Here is a 19,124-nt window from a genome sequence, read left to right as displayed (position 1 = left end):
CCCCCGACATACCCAATAGATAGCCCCCCACGACGGACCCGTAGCTCAGCTGGATAGAGCACTTGACTACGAATCAAGGGGCCGGGCGTTCGAATCGCTCCGGGTCCGCCACTACTTCTGGCTCTGCCAGATACGACATAGCCTGATCATTCAGGTGCAGATATTGCGGACCCGTAGCTCAGCTGGATAGAGCACTTGACTACGAATCAAGGGGCCGGGCGTTCGAATCGCTCCGGGTCCGCCATTTCTGAAGTTGTCGACTGTCAGATGAAACTGGCTTTTCTTTCACATAGATGTCCACGAATGTGTTTTGGGCCTATGCTTGGTATGTTGGTCGATTGATTGGGCTGGCGTAGGATCAGGGCGAATCTAATGCCCAATCCTGAAAGACATGCGTGGCAAAAAGTCGATCTGTAGATCCTGAAGCGGATTTCGCGCCGCTGCCGCTGACCGTGCAGCACGAACGCTTTGAGCCGGCCTCGTCTCTGCTAACGCGGTTGGCCGCGCGAAATGGTGCGCCCTCTGTCTACCAGTTCTGCGCCGATCTGGCCTTTCCGGTCGATCCTCTGTTCCGCGGAGAGCCTCTGGCAATCGCCCAGCTTGCGCAACTTGCAGGTTGTGATGCTGCTGCGCTGGCGCGGGTCTCCATCCGTCATCTCGGTCATAGCCGCTTTCGCCTGCGCGATGAGATCGCGACGACGCATAGCCTGCAGCGCACGCGCATACACATCTGCCCCGAATGCCTGCGCCAAGAGGTGCCATCTGCAGAGGAGGCATGGCGGATGCCCGCGGCGACGAGCAGGCCGTTAGGCGCCTTTGCGAAAAGGCGGGGCATGATCCTGCGGCGGTCCTGCGCAATACGATCTCCGCTGTTGGCCTGCGGCGCTACCGGTTGCGCGGGCTCGACTTCGCCGGTGCGTTCGCCTGCGGTCCCGTCACCCGCGTCTGTCCCGCCTGTCTCAACGAGGATATGGCCGAGGCGCGATATCCCAATGCCGCAGTGCGTCATCGCCTCCTCTGGAAACTGGCTCCGGTCAGGACCTGTGCGGTTCATGGGATCGCGCTCCGTGACCTCTGCGTGGGGACGTGGGATAATCTCGCAGGCGCGCTTCAGGCCGTGGCGGCCCCGGACGTTGCCGGGCGGCAGGTGCGCGATGTGGTGCGCACGGTCTCCCCGCTGCAGGACTACGCTACCGCGCGCCTTGAGCATATCGCGGGGCCCGAATGGCTGGATGGTCAGGATATCGATCAGGCGGTACGGGCGACGGAAATGCTGGGTGCTCTCGAGCTCTTCGGCCCGAAGATGAAAGCCTCGGAGATGAGCCATGATATGTGGGATGCAGCCGGGCGTGCAGGTTGGCCCATTGTCTCGACAGGCGGCGCGGCGATCCGTCAGTATCTTCTGGCGCGCGTCACGTCGTCCAGAGGCAAGCGCGCAGCACCTCGCGCGGCCTTTGGTATGCTGCACACCTGGCTGTCCAGCCACCGACCGACCCAAAATCCGGAGCCTATTCGGGATATTCTTCGCGATGTGATCGTCGAGACCACCCCGCTCAGCAAGGGGCAGATGCTTCTGGGTAAGCCGGTAACAGATCCCCACCTGAGCAGCATCGCGTCGATCGCAAGGGCGGAAGGTGTTGATGCCGGGACGATGCGCGACGTCCTGCTGATGGCGGGGCTATTGGACGCCGAGGACGTCGCGCGCCGCAGCAATCGGCTGGTGATCGACTGCACGGTCGCGCGCGATTTGATCGACATCGTGAAGCATGCCGTCCCGTCTCGTGCCTGCCGACCATTCTGGGGGCTTCCCACGCGCTCGTCGAGCTGCTGATCGAAATCGGCCAGTTGCACCGCGTTCGGGTGGAACATTCGCTCGCAAGCAAGATCGGCAAAGCCGTCAACGGCCAAAGCGTGAAGCCGATCCTTCGGTTTCTAGAGGAGAGTTTTCCGCTCGTCGAGAAGGCGCCGGAAGGCTTCGCCTATCTCTCTAAGGCGGCTGGGAAATCCCGCGCCGAGGCGAAGTTTATCCTCGAAGTGACGTTCCTCGGCCATCTGAAGCGGGGCTATCGGGTGTCCGGCGCACACGGGTTTGCAGCGCTGGTGTTCGATCCGGAGGAGATCCAGGCGCTGGCCGAATCCCCTCCGCCCGGTCTCTCCGAAGCCTCGTACTTCCTGATTAGCTGACCCACAGAAACAAAGGTTCCTTTGAAACCCAGATCATGCCGCCTTCGGGCGGCATTTTTTTATGAACTTTCGATGGCCATTTTCTCTGTGTGAAATGGACAAATGGTGGCCTCAGTGCGGAATCCGGCATTTTAGGGTGTGTATTTTCGATAGCTTATGACGTATCAAAAAGTCTCAATGGACAACAATTAATGGGTCCAACAAAGAATAATTATATGATACTGTGATGGCCGGTTTATTAATTTTTGAGATTTAACCTTTGGATGAAGCTGACTTTTGGCTAACGTTCGGCTCTGAGACGTGTGCCTTGAATCCGTTGCCCAGATCTGACGTTGTGAAGGTAAACCTACCTAAAGTGCGCCCTCTGGATGCACAATTCGGTGTTTGGCCGCGGAAAAACCTGCCTGAATCCGTCTCTGAATATCTCTTCGAAGATAGTATTGTAGAAAATTCTGAAACACTGCGGCAGACGTTTGCTATCTTGGATGCGGCCAAGACATCCGCTTTACCAAGCATGCTTCAGGAAAGTGGTCTAGCTAACGTAAGCCTTTTTAACGGAAAAGCCGCCGAGGATTTGGCGGAGGTCGCGCCTTATTTGGTCCAGCTTGATGTGAACAACGACTTTGTTCGCAGGCTTTTTACGGATACAGATTCCAGAGTTGGTTTATGGCGGTGCCAACTTGGTATCTTTATAAAAAGTGACGCCACACTCGAAAAGCTGCAACGCGTTTTTCGCAAATTTACTCGCGTACGTGACCAAGAAGGAAAATGGAGCTTCTTTCGCTTTTGGGAGCCAGAGGTAGCGAGTGTTCATTTTGAATATCTTTTGAGGCACAGCGAGCTGGCACAGCGTTGGTTTCATACCGCAGATGGCCATTCGATCAATTATACAATCTTTCTACTCGACGGATGTGCTGCACAATACTCGATGAAAAAATCAACATCACCAGATGTTTCACCCCCGTTTCAGCTGCAGAATGCGGAAAAGCAAGCCTTCAAAGCGAGACGAATGGAGAAAAGCCTTGAACTGATTCGACATCGGCTAGCAAGACTTTTCCCCGACAAAAGTACGAGCCAAATCCATGATACGGTGCAAATGATTACCGCACGTTTTGTTCCTTACGGGTTTCGTAATACCGGTTCGCTTTTTGCGCTGAGTTGGTTCGAGCTTCAGCATGGACCTAACTTCGACCAGAAAATGCCGCTAAAAATGTTACGAGATTTGCGAGAGGTCAACACACCAGAGGATTTGCGTATCGCGAAAATCCGTGCGTGTTTGAATTTTTAATGTGAGTTGATTCATGAGAAAACCCGCGACATTCATGCTGTTGAGCCTCTTTCTGCTCCTCCTGCCAGCTTGCTGGTCAGACGCTGAGGTGCTTGATAATCTCAAATACGAGCTTGCATCAACAGCAGGTTGGCCGATTGTTGCTGTGATCGACTCGCCGTTATTCATCAGTTCTCAGGGTAATCTTGAGCCTGCTCCGATTTATCGAAGCGGAGGATATGAGGGAACGATTGCAAGCCTCCCAATTAAAAATGTTTTGAAAGATAGCTCTGTTACGACGCAAGTAACTTTTAAGGTGACTTGGTATGAGGTGGTGACGGGCAATATATATTCCGCATCGCTCGACATAGATATGCGGGAGCTAAAACCCGATCCTATCACGCCGGACTATGGGGCTCTTATTTTTCGAATTTCCGCGGATGGGATACTGCAGGCGGTTACCTATGATGAGACCTACCCGCCAAGCGCCACGCCAAGCCCGCCGATAATTCTTGACCAGAGTTGTGGCAAGGCAGCTGATTTTGAACGCGGATTGAAGGTTTCGGATTTTCAGGAAAATCTCGATCATCCAATCGTCAAGAACGCTTTTCAATATCAGATTCCCACCAAAAACATTCCAGCCCATTGCAATTAAGAGACAACGACATGGACGGTTCTTCTTTTCCCACGGATGAATTCGACGATCTACAAAAAAAGGGAGCTATCGATTCTGTAACAACAACTTGCCCGCTCATCGAAGTCGAGATTGCAATGTTTTTCGACGGCACTGGTAACAATCTGGCAAACGTCGAGGAAGGTGATAAGATACGCGCCGCCGGCGGCGAAGTTACCGAAGCAAGCTACGCGAATGATCTGAGCAACGTCGCAAAGCTATACAGAAGTTATTCCGGAAATGTCCCTAGAGAAGAGCGCAATGATGACGGAGGGATAAAGACCTTGCGTTCTTCAGCGATTATAGACGGCATCGGCACGACCTCCGGGCAGGAAGATAGCGTCTTGGGTTTTGCGGTTGGATGGGGTCGCACCGGTGTAGATGAACGTGTAAAAGATGGTTTTCTGGAGTTTTTACGTTTTGTAAATGCAGCCAAAGCCAGAGGCGATATTAAGTCCATCAAGCTTGACGTCTTTGGCTTCAGTCGCGGCTCGGCTGCTGCGCGGCATTTCGTCAATTGCGTAAAACGTGGGAATGCTGGCCATGACTATGGCGGACCGTATTATGAGTTGCAAGACGAGGAAAAAGCCAAGCTGGAAATCAGGTTTCTTGGCATCTTCGATACGGTTGTCTCGTGGGGGCTAGTCGCAAATGATAGCGGCTGGGGCAATCTGATGATTACACTACCCGACGATATAGCAACAAAAATCGTCCATATCACTGCGCTAGATGAATGTCGGGAGAACTTCCCCCTGACCGAAGCGCCCAACAGCGCCGAGACTATTCGCATGCCGGGCGCACATTCCGATATCGGAGGCGGCTACGCGGATTTCTTCACTGAACGGGTTGAGATTACCCGCCCCCAATCAGATTTTGACAACTTTAAGCGCCGCCCGAGCGAAACTAGCCGGGTTTATAATTTCAATGACTTTACCCCTGATGATCTTGCATTGTTTAATCGGCTCGTCGCCGAAGGCTGGATTAACGAGACAGACCATGATGCGGTGACGCGAGAGTATACCCCAGTCGGATCCAATCCCTACGATCCTTACTGGAACCGTCGGTTTATGTCGCGCAAATGGCTGAAAGACCCACGCCTCGCGCATGTCGCACTGCACGTGATGTTTCAGAAAGCTGTGGATGCAGGTGTTCCCTTCACGACCCTGATCAAAGGAGCTAACTACGATCTGCCTGAAGGGGAGGAGGTTTTAAAAGAACTCACGGAGCAATTGATAGCTGGAAGGGTTTTCACCCCAGGGGAGAGTGTCAGATACCGTCGCAACTATGTGCATCACTCTTCGAGTTGGGCTCCGATGGGGCCGTTTTATCCTATGCAACCCCATGAGGGGGCTGGCCGCCGTACTGTCTACAACAACGATGGTTCAACCAAGCAAGATTAACTGTTCTGCCCCGGGGTATCAATTGAACGGCAAAGGCTATGCGGGTGACTTGAACGTGTAGGTGCTAAGCATCAACATGCGCAAATAGATCGCTATCCTGAGCAGTACGACTTTGCTACACGATGGCGTTCTCGGGCCTGACGAGAAGAATGCCGATATCTTTGTCTTCTTGCGCTGAGTTATGACGCATTAGTTTAAGAAAAGCGCACTGCTGGGTAAGGCAAATTTAGGTTCGTGTGTCATACATGTTATCTGATTTTGTTAGAATTTCTAGACGGCTGCTCGGTGGACAAAAATCACGAGCATGCCCCATCACTACTGTTTCTTCCCTACCTACATTTCGGCTTATTCGGTTCGCTGAACTAGGGTCTGTTGACGTTCACCATATAGCCGCATTCAATCGGGTATTATGTCGCCTAGTTGACTTGCGGCCGATACTGCACCCACAAGCTGATACGGCTATCTAGGGATTGGGTCCAAAATGCTTGAGGTTTGGGCGAGAACCGAATGGCGCGTGCAGTTGAAAAGACTCACGAAATTTTCTCGATTGGGCTGCTATGTATCGACCCCGCGGAATCTGCTCAGGTTAAGCCGCTAATTTGAATGCCTCAGTAGGCTGCGCATGGCAAGGGCCTGATGAGGGCGGCGGTTGTTGTAGAAAGCGATCCAGTCGGCGATGACACGCATTGCGTGTTGGATTGTCTCGAAACGGTGGCGCTGCACACATTGCTCCGTCAGCGTCCTGATGAAGCGTTCAACCATGCCGTTCTGTTGCGGGCAGTGCGGGGTTATGAACTCCTGCTTCAGCCCGTAACTACGGACAATTTTTGTGAAGTGGTGGCTGGTGAAGACCAAGCCGTAACACCTTCGGAACGCATCGGTCGGAGATGCTATGATCGCCTGCGCAGCCCTCAAATCGCGCAGCAGGTGATCATAGCCGGCGTCAGGTCCCTACAGTGGTTTGTACGAACCACACTACGAGGGAGACCGACTATGACCACGATGAGTACTACACACACGAAGACTGTTTTGGCCGCAATCGACATCGCCAAGTCGCGCCGCAGAAGATTGACGGTTCTCAATCGGCAGGAAGATTTTGACCGTCTCATACAGGCTCTGACAGGATACGGTCTACCTGTCCCGGTCGCATTCGAGGCTACCGGATGCGTACTGACGCGCTTCCTGCGCTCAACCCGTTTGTCGCGGAAGATTCCCCCAATCTCCACCAGCAAAGAACTGCGTCTCATGTCACGATTGCATACCGTAGTATGGGGGCGAGATCTTTATGCTTGAGGCCGCTTTCATACGATGCCCTGTCTTTCGGTCTGGTTTGCGGGCGAGGCGTTCGCTTCCGTGCATTGGAAAAGCGGCGCCTCTTCTCGAGAGACTGCCAAAGTCACAGGGGCCACATGTTCGATTCGGGCTGGGTCCGGTGGCATCCACAGACCCTTGTACCGCCATTCCTCAATGCCGGGACCGGAGAGGGCTGTCCGGCGTGGCGGGCGGGCTATGTTTACGAGATGCGGTCCGCGTCGAGAAGGGTGCGGAATTCGCTTAGATATTCTTTTCGGTTCTGTGCCAGCCACTGCACGATCTCGGGCGTGGCCAGCAGCTTGCGCAGATATCCGCGGGCGAGGGTCAGATGCAGGGTGTCCATGCCGAAACTGTCTTCGAATGTCCGGATTTTCGTTTGCAGATTAAGCAGTTCGCGTTCCATATGGGCAAGCGCCGTTGCCGTGATGGCCTGCCCGTCGGAGCCCGCAGGCTTGCGGCGGCGCTGGGCCAGATGATGGTCAGGCGTCGCTGCAAGCAGGGCCTTGGCAAATCCCGAGCTGAAATTGTTTTGCCCCAGCATCAGTTCAGCCGCCTCGATCTGGCGAAGGGGCACCATCTTGCGCAGGATATCGAAACTTGCCATCGGACAGGACGCGGCACGTAGCAGCTCGGCTGCCTCTGTGCAGATCCCCTCAAGCAGGCGGGAACGGCGCAGGATCGACTTGATATCCAACCCCAGTGCTGTGGCAATGGCCGCCTCGGGGACACCGCGCGCGATGGCCCGTTTGATCATCTTATGCTCCTGTATTGGGGGCAGACGATTGATGCGCTTGTTATAGGTATAGGTTTCGTCATCGGTGCTGATCAGGCATTCAACGCGGGTCTGTCCCAGATCTTTCAGGGCTTCGATACGCAGGGCACCGTCCAGCAGGAAAAAGCGGTTTCCATCCTTGGGGTGGCGCGCCACAACGGGGGCCTCGACTAGCCCTACAGCCTTCACAGACCCCAGAATCTGTTTGTATTTGCTGCTCTCCTTGGTCTCGGGCCGCAGCGGCTTCAGGGTCAGTATCTGGTCCAGACGCAGCAGAAGGGTCTCCGGCTCGAAGCCGAGTTTGACGGTCGGAGGGGGTAGGGTGTCTGTCATGGTGCGGAGGCCGGTTGCAGCCGCTCGGCCAGCGCCTTGGGCAGGTCATGCAGGCCCTTCTGGCGCAAAAGCGCATGGAAGGCCGTTTCGGACAGGAGGTCGCGCAGGGCCTGCATCACGAAAAGCAGTCGCGCCTGTGTCATGTCGGATTTGCGCACCAGAACCCGCTGGCGGTCCGCCTCGCGCTGGTAGAGTTTCAGCAGGTCGCTCTGGGTAAGCTGCCTTTTGCGGCTTTTCGCGTCAGGGGCGGGGCCGGCCCCCGGCGATTTGGCGGCTTTTGTCTGGGCGCTGCGTTGGGCAAGGAGACGACGGATCTGTGCAAGTTTCTTCCCCTTGAGATGCCCCTCGGCATAGGCATCCATCAGGAGGTTCTGCACATTGTCCCCTTCGGCCTGCGCGATTTCGGCGGCCAGCGTGACCGGAATGAGCCCGGTCTCGACGGCGGCCACAAGACGGTCTTCGCCTTTCTCCAGCATGGCGCAGACCAGATGTACCCAGCTCGGGGCGCAGCCGATTTTGGCGGCGATCACCGCCTCGGACATGCCCCGCTGCCGCAGCGCGCCGATTTCGTTCATCAGCTCGATGGGGCGGTGCTGGCGGCGCGCGATATTCTCGACGAGGCTCATGATCATGCATTCGGCGTCACCGGCTTCGATAATGACCGCAGGGATCGTTGTCTGGCCCAGCATCCGGAACGCCTCCAGACGCCCCTCGCCGCAGACCAGCTCGAAGCGGTCGCTTTGCGTTGCGGCACGCCGTAGCGTGATGGGGCGCTTCAACCCGATCATATCGATATTCTCGACGATCTCCTGATGGATCTGGCGGTTTCTGGCCCGCGGGTTCATGACCTCGATCTGTGCGATCGGGATGATCTGCACGCGCTGTGCGGGGGCGGCGTCCATCAGGCGATCTCCTCTAGCGGCTGTCTTCGGGCAAGCTGGAAGAGCGGGGCGGGTGTGTCGCTGCGAAAAGCCTCCAGAGCGAGGCCGTTTTCTTCCTCCAGCCGGAGCTGGGCGGTACCGATCTCGATCAGGGGAAGCAGGAAGTAATCCAGAGCGCGGCGGTTGCGTGGATCCATCCGGATCACAAGGGTCAGGTCGGGTATCCGGCTGGTGTCAAGCCGTATCCGCCAACGCAACCGGCCACTGGGCAGGGCATGGCAGCGCGCGATCACCAGTGACAGCGTCAGTTCATGGTTCAGGCGCAGCTCTCCGGCGGCGGTTTCATGGATCTGCCCACCGGCGTCGCGGATGCCCTGGACGATCGCGTCGACGAGCGCGGGATACATCGCGCGCAGGCGTTTGTTGATCTCGATATAGCGATAATCCCTGCGCGGGTGATAGCCGACAAGGCGATACGCCCTGAGCAGGCTGCCGAACCGGCTAGCATAGGCATGGCTGGAGGGCAGCCCTTCGGCCTCGTCAATGATCAGGCCGGACAGCGCGCCTTGTGCCGTAAGCAACCGCTCCAGCGCCTGTAGCATGTCCTGATCGGACAGGCGCGCGCTGCGCGCGGCGATCCGGTGCGCGGCAGCCGCAAACTGGGAGGGCTCAACAAGCGCGGGAAAACTGTTCGGGGCACGGACCCACTGCTGTGGATCGTTACGGATGCGGGTTTTCTTCAGCTTGAACGACACGCGGTTCCAGACATTCGTGCCGATATATTTCTCGTTGATCAACAGTTGGTGGATGGTCCCGCGTGTCCATGCCCGCCCCAGATCCGTCTTGAGGCCCTGACGGTTGAGGGCGGTGGCGATATCGGTCTCGCTCTGGCCATTTTCAACGAAATCGCGATAGATGCGGCGCACCGTTTCGACCTCTGCCGCAGGGCCGGGCACAAGAATGACACGGTCAGTCTGGAGGCACTTATGCTCGCCGCGCGCCAAAGGGCCCTTGGGTGGGCCGTGCTCGTCGATCAGCAGACGGCGCAGGCCGAATCCGGCAGGGCCACCTTGCCGGAACCCCTTTTCGATCAGGCGGCATTGTCCGGTGAAGACCTTGTTGGACAATTCGCGGCTATATTCGCCCGCCATCGCGCGTTTCACGCTTTTGACAATGGTGGCGATGGGGCCGCCGTCATTCTCGAAGGGCTCGGCGCAGTAGTGGATGGACACGCCGGACCGACGGCAGATATATTCGTAATAGGCGCTTTCATCCGCATCCTGAAAGCGTCCCCAGCGGCTGACATCATAAACCAGCAGGGCCGTGAAATCCGCCTGACCGGTGGTGATGGTCTCGATCAGGGCTTTCAGCGCATCCCGTCCTTCAAGGCGCAGGCCGCTTTTGCCCGCATCCGTATAGCTGCGCACGATGTCCATCCCGCGCCGCGCTGCATAGGCCTGAAGCGCCTCGCTCTGGTTTTCTGTCGAATACCGCTGATGGTCCGTGGACATGCGGACATATTGCGCCGCGCGGATCAGAGGGGCAGCGGATGCTGGGCTGTCGCACGGCTGGGGCATGCCTTGTCTCCTTGCGCATTGCCAAGACCGTCTTGGGGATGCGCCGATGATAGTGCGAAACCCTTTTGCTTTTGTGACAGGCGGTCGGGCCGGCAGGGGCGGCCGGTTGTTCGTGGCTGGCACTGGGCTGGCACTGGGCTGGGGCTGGAGTAGGGCTGGGACGGATGGCAGGCACGGGCGTGCCGTCACGCGGCGGGTGGGGCGATGTCTTCCGTCTTGCGGCGCAGGCCACCTGCCGCTTGCAGGATCCGCAGCAGGCGGCGTCTGTCTCCGGCAATCAATGCGGTGACAAGGCCTGCAAGGCATCCCCGTGCCTTGAGATGGGGCACAAGGGAGGCATGGCTTTGGGTGGGAAACAGCAGGTGGTCGCAAGAGCTGTGCAGACCGAAGCCACGCGCCTGCACAAGGTCGTCTTCCAGACCATGCGCCAACACCGTGTGACATGTCGCAGGGGGCTGCGGAGCGACCGGCCAGCGCGGGTCTTTCAGTGGCGCAATCCAGTCCCGCCAGCGGGCGCAGCCGGTTGCGGCCTGTTGGAGCGAGCTTTGCGGGCCGAAGGCCAGCACGGCCTGCACCGGCAGGATCTGCGTCGCGATCAGCGCGCAATAGGCCCCCATCGACAGCCCCATCGCCGTAACATGCCGCACCGGTCCCTGTGTCTGCGCATAGGCAAAGGCATCGCGCAGGCTGGTGGAGAACTCGGGCGCGTTGCCCCATCTGCGATGGTGGTCCATGACAAACAGCGCAGGGCGGGGGGTGCCTTGCGCCCTGTGTCCTGTGGCGCTGGCCACAAATTCCGGCGCGGGCAGGCGGGAGGGATCATGCCCGATCGAGGAGAAGGAGATCACCAGATCGGCCCCTTGCCCCGCGCAATAGTCGATCGCAAGGCCGTCCCTTTCGAGAATGCGATGCAGCTTGGGCGGGCGGGGCGACACTATGGGCACGGGGGCTCTCCTTCGGATGGTCCCAATAGCGTCCGGCGGGCCGTATCCGCAAGCCTTCGCCAGATTTGGCCTTCGCCGGATTTGGCCTTCGCCGGATTTGGTCAAGTGGTCACGGGGGGCTGCGCCATATGGCCGTGCAGATAGGACGCATGGTTCGGCCAATGCATCAAGGCCGCCCCGGAAGGACGGCCTTGGCTGATACCGGCAGTGCTGCGCAGAGCTCAGCGTGCGGGGCAGGCGGCCGTATAGGAGCGGCCGTAGCGGTCCGTATAGCGGCAGGTTTTGGCATCGGGATTGGTGCGTTGGGCCACGACCTCACCGGCAATCAGGCCTACGGCTGCCCCTGCTGCTGCCCCCGAGATTGCATTCGTGTCGTTGTTATCCGCGATATTCGCCCCGAGGGCCGCACCGGTCAGCGCGCCAGCCGTGCGGGTCTGGTTGGCGGTCTGGCAGGCCGCAAGGGCAGCAACCATCGGCAGGACAAGAAGAACTTTTTTCATCATGGGCTCCAGTTACAGATACATAGCGGGGCCGGTTCGGGACCCGTCATCAAAGGCCTAACGCCCGTGCGCCCGAACAAGTTCCCGCGTTTGTTATCGTGGCGCACTTGTCCGCTGTTACGAATGCTTCATCTATGTGTCACTGGAACTTCGTATCCGCTTGGCACCAAAGACGATAAGAGATGTATGAGGATCAGGGTATGACCGAAAGCTTCGCCCCGCCTGTCCGGCAACGGCGCGTCAGAACGCTTTTCGTATCGGATTTGCATCTTGGGGCTTGGGGCAGTCAGGCGGGACGGTTTCTTGAATTCCTGAAGAAAACCGATGCCGAGACCATCTATCTGGTCGGCGATATTCTCGACATCTGGCATGGCGGCACGCCGTTCTGGTCGCCGGCGCATGATGCGGTGATGGACGAGCTGCGCCGCCGGATCCGTGCCGGTGTGCGGGTGGTCTATCTGCCCGGCAATCATGATGCGGAGTTGCGCAAACGGCTGGGCCGCCGCTTTCAGGGCATGGAACTGGTGGACGAGCTGGTCCACCGTGCCGCCGACGGGCGGCAGTTTCTTGTGCTGCATGGCGATCAATGCGATGCGCGGCTGTTCCGGTTCCATTTCATGACGCGGCTCGGGTCGCGTTGTGATGCGGGGCTGCGGCAGGTGGATGCATGGGCGCGGCGGGTTCTGCTGCGGTCGTTCCACCGCCTCCCCGAGCGCAATCTCGTCGAGATGATGATCGCCGGAACCAATATGCTGATGACGGCGGGCAATAAGTTCGAGGCGCGCCTGATCGAGCTGGCCCGTTCGCGCGGGGTGGATGGCGTCATTTGCGGCCATTTCCACAAGCCGGCCTTGCGCACCATCGAAGGAGTGGTTTACGCCAACTGTGGGGATTGGATTGACAGCCATACCGCCATGATTGAGACCGAAGACGGGCGGCTCGAACTGCTTGAACTGCGCCCCGCTGCGCAGCGCAAGGGCCGCAAGCTTCCGCAGGGGGCCGAGGTACAGGCGTGACGACATTGGACTTTTTGCTGCTTGCCCTTGTGGCAGTGCTGCTGGGCATAGAGCTTGTGACGGTGGCGCTTTGTCTGTGGCGCTATCGAAGCACAGAGGTTTCGGCCCCTGTGTCGCAGCCGAAATTCACCCTTCTGCGTCCGGTTTGCGGGCTGGACCGTTTTGACGCAGAAACGCTGGAAAGCAGCTTTTTGCTGGACTATTCCGATTACGAGGTGATTTTCTGTGCCGCGCAGCACGAGGACCCCGCCGTGGCTGTCTTGCGGGGGCTGGTGGCGAAATATCCCCATGTTCCGGCACAGATCCTGATCGGCGATGACCGGATTACCGGCAATCCCAAGCTCAACAATCTTGAGAAGGGCGTGCAGCGCGCCGTTGGAGAGTGGCTGGCGATGGCGGATGCCAACCTGCTGCTGCCTGCCGATTATTTCACCCGTATTCTCGAGGTGGTGCAGGCCGATACCGGCCTTGTGACCAGCCCGCCCATCGGCACGCGTGCGGAAAATCTCTGGGGCGCGGTCGAGGCGGCCTTCCTCAACAGTTTTCAGGCGCGCTGGCAGATTTCGGCGGATATGCTGGGCAACGGTTTCGCGCAGGGCAAGACCTTGTGCTGGCGGCGCGATGTTCTGGCTGCGGCAGGCGGGCTGGTGGCCTTGGGGCAGGATCTGGCCGAAGATGTGGCCTCGACCAAGGCGGTGCGGGCGCAGGGCCTGAAGGTGCGTCTTGTGCGCCACCCCTTCACTCAGCCTGTGGGGCGGCGCAGCTTTCGCGCGGTCTGGGACCGCCAGCTGCGATGGGCGCGGGTGCGCCGTGACGGGTTTCTGGCCATTTTTGCCGCCGAGATCCTGTTGGGCCCGTGGCTTCCGGCGCTGCTTCTGCTTGGCATGGGGCAGGGGGCGCTGGTGCCTGTCCTCTGGGGGCTGTGGTATCTTGCGGAATGGGGGCTGGCGCGCGTTGCAGGCTGGCCGCACGGCCCGCGCGACGTGGCGGCGATGGTGCTGCGCGATATCCTGATGCCCGCGCTATGGGCGGTCACATGGACGCGGCGCGGCTTTGAATGGCGCGGTTCTGCTATGGATCGCGGTGGTTCCCTAACCCCACCGAAAGCCGTAAAGTAAAGATCATGTTCGGACTGGATCAAATCATTTCCCTGCTGGCCGCTCACGGGCTGGTTCTTGTTGGCGCACTCTCCATTCTCGAAGGGCCGATTGTGACGGTGCTGGCCTCATGGCTGGCCTCTAACGGTCTGTTCGATCTGCTGCCGCTGTTTTTCGTACTGCTGGCGGGCGATCTTATCGGCGATCTGGGGTTTTATTATCTTGGGCGGCGCGGGCTGGGGATTATCCCTGCGAAATGGCGCCATCGTCTCGGACTGGATGGCAAGCGCCTGCGCAAGATGCTGCGCCATTTCCGCGCCAAGGGCGGGCGCACGCTTCTGGTTGGCAAGATCACCCATTCCGCAGGGGCCGCAATTCTGGTGGCCGCGGGCATCTCGCGGATGCCGGTGCTGCCGTTCCTGCTGTATAATCTGCTGGCATCCATTCCCAAAACCCTTGCCCTGATGGCTTTGGGCTATTTCATGGGCTCGGCCTATACCCGCATTGATGGCTGGATCTCGAAAGGTTCCATCATCCTGCTGGGGGTGCTGATCCTTGCCGGCATCGGCTGGTATATCCATCACAAGAGGCAATCGTCATGTCCGCAGGACTAAGCGTCAGTTGTGTGATCCCCGCCTATAACGAGGCACCGCGCATTCGCAATGTGCTCGAGGCGGTGCTCTGCCATCCGGCGGTGGAGGAGGTCATCGTGGTGGATGACGGGTCGACGGATGGCACGCCCGAAATTGTCGGGGCGCTGCCATCGGTCCAGCTGGTCCGACAGACGCAGAACGGCGGTAAAACGGCGGCGGTCGCACGTGGGATCCGCGAGGCGCGGGGCAGCCATGTCATGCTGCTCGATAGCGATCTTCTGGGGCTTACGGGGCTGCATGTCTCGCAATTACTCGACCCCGTGCGCTCGGGGGCGGCCGATGTGGCGATCAGCCTGCGGCGCAATGCGCCTGCGCTGTGGCATATGATCGGGCTGGATTACATTTCGGGCGAGCGGGTATTGCCGCGCGCGTGGCTGCTGGACGGGCTGGAGGCGCTGCCGCATTTCGGGCTGGAGGTGCATATGAACCGCCTGCTGATCCGCAAAGGGGCCCGTCTGGCGGTGGTCGAATGGCCCGATGTCGACAGCCCCTGTAAACATGCCAAACTGGGCAGTTGGGCGGCGGGTCTGCGCGCCGATGCCGCCATGCTGGCCGATATGTTCCGCGTGGTCTCGCCGCTGGAGGCGGGGGGGCAGATCTGGTCGATGCGCAAGATGCGTGTCGCACCGCGCCAGCTTGCAGGGCATCCGCCGCAGCCCTGACAGGGGGGCAGAGAGGGCCAGTCACGCGTAAAAAAGGCCGCCTTCTGGCGGCCTTTTCCGTTCAGCCCCTGCCTCGGGGCGGTTTTCAGGCCTGACCGCTGGCTTCCAGCGTATCGGCAAAGGTGCGCAGACCCGTTTTAGGCGCTTGCACCAGAACAGCCATATTACCCGGTTTATGCTGGTTATGCAGCATTTTGGTATGGGCTTGCGGGATTTCTTCCCACGGGAAAACTTCCGACATGCAGGGGTCCAAACGCCGCTCGATCATCAGACGGTTGGCCGAGGCTGCCTGTTTGAGGTTTGCAAAATGCGACCCTTGCAGGCGCTTCTGGTGCATCCACATATAGCGCACGTCGAAGGTGCAGTTGAACCCCGAGGTGCCCGCGCAGATCACCACCATGCCGCCTTTTTTCACCACGAGGGTGGAGACGGGGAAGGTGCTTTCGCCCGGGTGTTCGAAGACCATATCGACATTCACGCCCTTGCCGGTGATGTCCCAGATCGCCTTGCCGAACTTACGGGCCTCTTTGAGCCAGTCGTTATATTCGGGGCTGTTCACGGTGGGCAGTTGGCCCCAGCATTTGAATTCCTTGCGGTTGATCACGCCCTTGGCCCCCTGAGCCATGACGAATTCCCGCTTGGATTCATCCGAGATCACGCCAATGGCATTGGCACCTGCCGTATTGGCCAGCTGGATCGCATAGGACCCGAGGCCACCAGACGCGCCCCAGACCAGCACGTTCTGGCCCGGCTTCAGCTCATGCGGGTGATGCCCGAACAGCATCCGGTAGGCGGTGGCCAGCGTCAGCGTGTAGCAGGCGCTTTCTTCCCAGGTCAGATGCTGCGGACGCGGCATCAACTGCTGCGCCTGCACACGGGTGAATTGCGCGAAGGAGCCGTCATGGGTCTCGTAGCCCCAGATCCGCTGGCTGGGCGAGAACATCGGGTCGCCGCCGTTGCATTCCTCGTCATTGCCATCATCCTGGTTACAGTGGATCACGACCTCGTCGCCCACTTTCCAGTTTTTGACCTTGTCGCCCACGGCCCAGACGATGCCTGCGGCATCGGAGCCCGCGATATGATAGGGGGCCTTGTGCACGTCGAAGGGGCTGATCGGAACGCCGAGGCCCGCCCAGACGCCGTTATAGTTGACGCCCGCCGCCATCACGAGAACCAGAACCTCGTTGCTGTCGATGGCCCAAGTGTCCACGACCTCTTTCTGGAACGACTCCTCGGGGGCACCATGCCGCTCCCGACGGATTGCCCATGCGTACATTTTCGGCGGAACAAAGCCCAAGGGCGGGATTTCCCCGATCTCGTAGAGCTCTTTCTCTTCTGCCGTATAGGGCACCATGTTGCTGTCGCTGTCCAATGCCATCCCCATCTTCCTCCTCCTAAGATGCCGCGCCGCAGAATCACGCGGCTATAGGGTATGATTACAATCGGTCGCGCAACAATGCAACCATTGTGATTTATTTTTTGTAATTATGTGTCGCGTTGAATTTTCAAGCATTCGTCTTCCTGCGGGCAGAAGATCTGTCTTCTGCGCGGAAGATTTTATCATAATGTGCAGGCGGGCCTTGCAGGGCTGACTTTTCCTGAAAGTCTTATATCATGATTTGCGGCGGGCGCGGTAACTTTCCGGTAAAATGCAAGAAGAGCTTAACCGTCAGTATGCATCCTGTGATTGCGTGGCGAAGGCGCGGCAGTCACAAGAAATCTCTGCGATGCAGAATTTTCTTGTTATTATAATATTACGTGTTGTATTTATTTTTGAGAATTATGTTGCTGTTCCGTGGATTCGTGGAGGGGAGGCCACCCATGACCGAGACCGTATCGAAATCTGATCTGCCCATAACTGCTCAGCCCGCGCGTGATAAGCCGTGGCTGTTTCGGACCTATGCTGGCCACTCGACCGCCAAAAAGTCGAACGAACTGTATCGCACCAACCTGTCCAAGGGGCAGACGGGGCTTTCCGTGGCCTTCGACCTGCCGACCCAGACGGGCTATGACAGCGACCATATTCTGGCGCGCGGCGAGGTCGGCAAGGTCGGCGTGCCGGTCTGTCACTTGGGCGATATGCGCGCGCTGTTTGACGAAATCCCGCTCGAGCAGATGAATACCTCGATGACGATCAATGCCACCGCACCTTGGTTGCTGTCTTTGTATATCGCGGTGGCCGAAGAGCAGGGCGCCGATGTCTCGCGGCTGCAGGGTACCGTGCAGAATGATCTGGTGAAGGAATATCTCTCGCGCGGGACCTATATCTGCCCGCCGAAGCCCAGCCTTGCGATGATCACCGATGTGGCGGCCTATACCCGCGAGCATCTGCCCAAATGGAACCCGATGAATGTCTGTTCCTACCACCTGCAAGAGGCAGGGGCGACACCGGAGCAGGAGCTGGCCTTCGCTTTGGCCACAGCCATTGCCGTGCTGGACGACCTGAAAAACAAGGTGCCCGAAGCGGCCTTCCCCGCGATGGTCGGGCGGATTTCCTTCTTTGTGAATGCCGGCATCCGCTTTGTGACCGAGCTATGCAAGATGCGCGCCTTCACCGAGCTTTGGGACGAGATCTGCCGCGACCGTTATGGCATCGAAGAGGCCAAATACCGCCGCTTCCGCTATGGGGTGCAGGTCAATAGCCTCGGCCTGACCGAGCAGCAGCCGGAAAACAACGTCTATCGCATCCTGATCGAGATGCTGGCCGTGACCCTGTCGAAGAACGCGCGCGCCCGTGCGGTGCAGCTGCCCGCATGGAACGAGGCTTTGGGCCTGCCGCGCCCGTGGGATCAGCAATGGTCGCTCAGGATGCAGCAGATCATGGCCTACGAGACCGATCTTCTGGAATATGGCGATCTGTTTGACGGCAACCCCGCAGTGGCCGCCAAGGTCGAGGCGCTGAAGGAAGGCGCGCGTTCGGAACTGGCGCAGATCGATACGATGGGCGGGGCGATTGCCTCTATCGACTATATGAAATCCCGTCTGGTCGAGGCCAATGCCGCGCGGATCGGCCGCATCGAGGCGGAAGAGACCATCGTGGTGGGGGTGAACCGCTGGCAACAGGGCGAACCCTCGCCGCTGACGGCGGGCGATGGCGGCATCATGGTCGTCGATCCGGCGGTGGAGGCCGATCAGGTGGCGCGTCTCAACGAATGGCGCAGCAGCCGTGACGAGGCGCGGGTGAGCGCGGCGCTTGAGGCTTTGCGGCAAGCCGCCTCCAAAGGGGAAAACGTCATGCCCGCCTCGATCGAGGCCGCCAAGGCCGGTGTCACCACAGGCGAATGGGCGGGCGTCATGCGCGCCGTTCATGGCGAATACCGTGGCCCGACGGGGGTGGCTGCCAACCCCTCCAACAGGACCGAGGGGCTGGATGATATCCGCGAGGCGGTGGATCAGGCTTCGCGCAAACTCGGGCGGCGGCTCAAGTTTGTCGTGGGCAAGCCGGGTTTGGATGGCCATTCCAATGGTGCCGAACAGATTGCCTTCCGCGCCCGCGATTGCGGCATGGATATCACCTATGAGGGTATCCGCCTGACGCCCGAGCAGATCGTGTCCCGCGCGCTGGAAGAAAGCGCGCATGTGGTGGGCGTCTCGATCCTGTCGGGCAGCCATATTCCTCTGGTCGAGGAGCTGATGGAGCGGATGCGGGCTGCAGGGCTTGCCGATGTGCCGGTGCTCGTGGGCGGGATCATCCCCGATGATGATGCCAAGCGGCTGCTGGGCTATGGGGTTGCGCGGGTCTATACGCCCAAGGACTTCGAACTCAATCGCATCATGATGGATATCGTGGGCCTTGCCGCCCCCGATGATGCGGCGGCATGACCCGATGCCGCTGTGACTCCAGATTGGGG

Annotated in this window: 17 protein-coding genes, 2 tRNA genes and 2 pseudogenes; 14 read left to right on the top strand and 7 right to left on the bottom strand. The window is 59.0% G+C overall.

Translation table 11 applies throughout. From position 1 onward, the window contains the following. Nucleotides 1-34 precede the first annotated feature (34 nt). The 8 genes and pseudogenes from RPE78_RS03045 to RPE78_RS03010 all read left to right on the top strand — a co-directional run bounded on the left by RPE78_RS03045 (nt 35) and on the right by RPE78_RS03010 (nt 5,524). A tRNA-Arg gene (locus RPE78_RS03045) sits at nt 35-111 on the top strand. Nucleotides 112-167: 56 nt separating this feature from the next. Then, nucleotides 168-244, top strand: a tRNA-Arg gene (locus tag RPE78_RS03040). Between the two features lie 151 nt (nt 245-395). Continuing rightward, nucleotides 396-737 (top strand): annotated as a pseudogene (locus tag RPE78_RS03035) (TniQ family protein); the annotation flags it as partial. 38 nt (nt 738-775) lie between these two features. Beyond that, entirely contained in the window at nt 776-1,831 is a 1,056-nt protein-coding gene (locus RPE78_RS03030) for a TniQ family protein (protein WP_406721214.1), read from the top strand. Between the two features lie 29 nt (nt 1,832-1,860). Further along, nucleotides 1,861-2,184: a hypothetical protein gene (locus RPE78_RS03025; protein ID WP_406721213.1), complete on the top strand. Its 324-nt coding sequence runs from the start codon at nt 1,861-1,863 to the stop codon at nt 2,182-2,184. A gap of 259 nt (nt 2,185-2,443) precedes the next feature. Beyond that, nucleotides 2,444-3,472: a DUF4123 domain-containing protein gene (locus tag RPE78_RS03020; protein WP_406721212.1), complete on the top strand. Its 1,029-nt coding sequence runs from the start codon at nt 2,444-2,446 to the stop codon at nt 3,470-3,472. Nucleotides 3,473-3,485: 13 nt separating this feature from the next. Further along, entirely contained in the window at nt 3,486-4,106 is a 621-nt protein-coding gene (locus RPE78_RS03015) for a hypothetical protein (protein ID WP_406721211.1), read from the top strand. Between the two features lie 11 nt (nt 4,107-4,117). Continuing rightward, on the top strand, nt 4,118-5,524 hold the full coding sequence (locus tag RPE78_RS03010; protein WP_406721210.1) for a phospholipase effector Tle1 domain-containing protein: 1,407 nt from the start codon (nt 4,118-4,120) through the stop codon (nt 5,522-5,524). Between the two features lie 594 nt (nt 5,525-6,118). Here RPE78_RS03010 and RPE78_RS03005 read toward each other — a convergent pair. Beyond that, nucleotides 6,119-6,379, bottom strand: a complete 261-nt coding sequence (locus RPE78_RS03005) for an integrase core domain-containing protein (protein ID WP_406721209.1) — start codon at nt 6,377-6,379, stop codon at nt 6,119-6,121. 138 nt (nt 6,380-6,517) lie between these two features. Between RPE78_RS03005 and RPE78_RS03000 the strand changes: the two are divergent. Further along, a pseudogene (locus RPE78_RS03000) lies at nt 6,518-6,688 on the top strand (IS110 family transposase); the annotation flags it as partial. 349 nt (nt 6,689-7,037) lie between these two features. On the opposite strand, the gene RPE78_RS02995 reads toward RPE78_RS03000, so the two are convergent. From RPE78_RS02995 to RPE78_RS02975, 5 genes are all read right to left on the bottom strand, one after another. Then, on the bottom strand, nt 7,038-7,943 hold the full coding sequence (locus RPE78_RS02995; RefSeq protein ID WP_406721208.1) for a plasmid partitioning protein RepB C-terminal domain-containing protein: 906 nt from the start codon (nt 7,941-7,943) through the stop codon (nt 7,038-7,040). Next, nucleotides 7,940-8,845, bottom strand: a complete 906-nt coding sequence (locus tag RPE78_RS02990; protein WP_406721207.1) for a plasmid partitioning protein RepB C-terminal domain-containing protein — start codon at nt 8,843-8,845, stop codon at nt 7,940-7,942. Before RPE78_RS02990 ends, RPE78_RS02995 begins: the two co-directional genes overlap by 4 nt. Beyond that, entirely contained in the window at nt 8,845-10,335 is a 1,491-nt protein-coding gene (locus tag RPE78_RS02985) for a recombinase family protein (RefSeq protein ID WP_406721611.1), read from the bottom strand. The genes RPE78_RS02990 and RPE78_RS02985 overlap by 1 nt, the downstream gene beginning before the upstream one ends. 251 nt (nt 10,336-10,586) lie before the next feature. Then, complete coding sequence (locus RPE78_RS02980) at nt 10,587-11,345, bottom strand: hypothetical protein (protein ID WP_406721206.1); 759 nt, start codon at nt 11,343-11,345, stop codon at nt 10,587-10,589. Nucleotides 11,346-11,566: 221 nt separating this feature from the next. Continuing rightward, the gene (locus tag RPE78_RS02975) at nt 11,567-11,845 is read right to left on the bottom strand and encodes a YMGG-like glycine zipper-containing protein (RefSeq protein WP_339108011.1); all 279 of its coding nucleotides are present in this window, start codon (nt 11,843-11,845) and stop codon (nt 11,567-11,569) included. A gap of 200 nt (nt 11,846-12,045) precedes the next feature. Here RPE78_RS02975 and RPE78_RS02970 point away from each other — a divergent pair, with 200 nt between their 5' ends. The 4 genes from RPE78_RS02970 to RPE78_RS02955 are packed head-to-tail and all read left to right on the top strand — an operon-like array spanning nt 12,046 to nt 15,273. Beyond that, on the top strand, nt 12,046-12,861 hold the full coding sequence (locus RPE78_RS02970) for a UDP-2,3-diacylglucosamine diphosphatase (RefSeq protein WP_339108010.1): 816 nt from the start codon (nt 12,046-12,048) through the stop codon (nt 12,859-12,861). After that, on the top strand, nt 12,858-13,979 hold the full coding sequence (locus tag RPE78_RS02965; RefSeq protein WP_406721205.1) for a ceramide glucosyltransferase: 1,122 nt from the start codon (nt 12,858-12,860) through the stop codon (nt 13,977-13,979). Before RPE78_RS02970 ends, RPE78_RS02965 begins: the two co-directional genes overlap by 4 nt. Before the next feature lie 5 nt (nt 13,980-13,984). After that, complete coding sequence (locus RPE78_RS02960) at nt 13,985-14,572, top strand: VTT domain-containing protein (protein WP_339108008.1); 588 nt, start codon at nt 13,985-13,987, stop codon at nt 14,570-14,572. Beyond that, nucleotides 14,557-15,273, top strand: a complete 717-nt coding sequence (locus RPE78_RS02955) for a glycosyltransferase family 2 protein (protein ID WP_406721204.1) — start codon at nt 14,557-14,559, stop codon at nt 15,271-15,273. Before RPE78_RS02960 ends, RPE78_RS02955 begins: the two co-directional genes overlap by 16 nt. A gap of 85 nt (nt 15,274-15,358) precedes the next feature. Here RPE78_RS02955 and ccrA read toward each other — a convergent pair whose 3' ends face one another. Next, on the bottom strand, nt 15,359-16,651 hold the full coding sequence (gene ccrA / locus RPE78_RS02950; protein ID WP_406721610.1) for a crotonyl-CoA carboxylase/reductase: 1,293 nt from the start codon (nt 16,649-16,651) through the stop codon (nt 15,359-15,361). Nucleotides 16,652-17,094: 443 nt separating this feature from the next. Between ccrA and RPE78_RS02945 the strand changes: the two genes are divergently transcribed. Then, entirely contained in the window at nt 17,095-19,095 is a 2,001-nt protein-coding gene (locus tag RPE78_RS02945) for a methylmalonyl-CoA mutase family protein (RefSeq protein WP_406721203.1), read from the top strand. Nucleotides 19,096-19,124: the final 29 nt, after the last annotated feature.

The sequence above is a fragment of the Thioclava litoralis genome (assembly GCF_045278885.1).
Classification (GTDB): domain Bacteria; phylum Pseudomonadota; class Alphaproteobacteria; order Rhodobacterales; family Rhodobacteraceae; genus Thioclava; species Thioclava litoralis.
The sequence above is the reverse complement of the archived record's forward strand: the minus strand, read 5'-3'. Positions and strand labels throughout refer to the sequence as shown.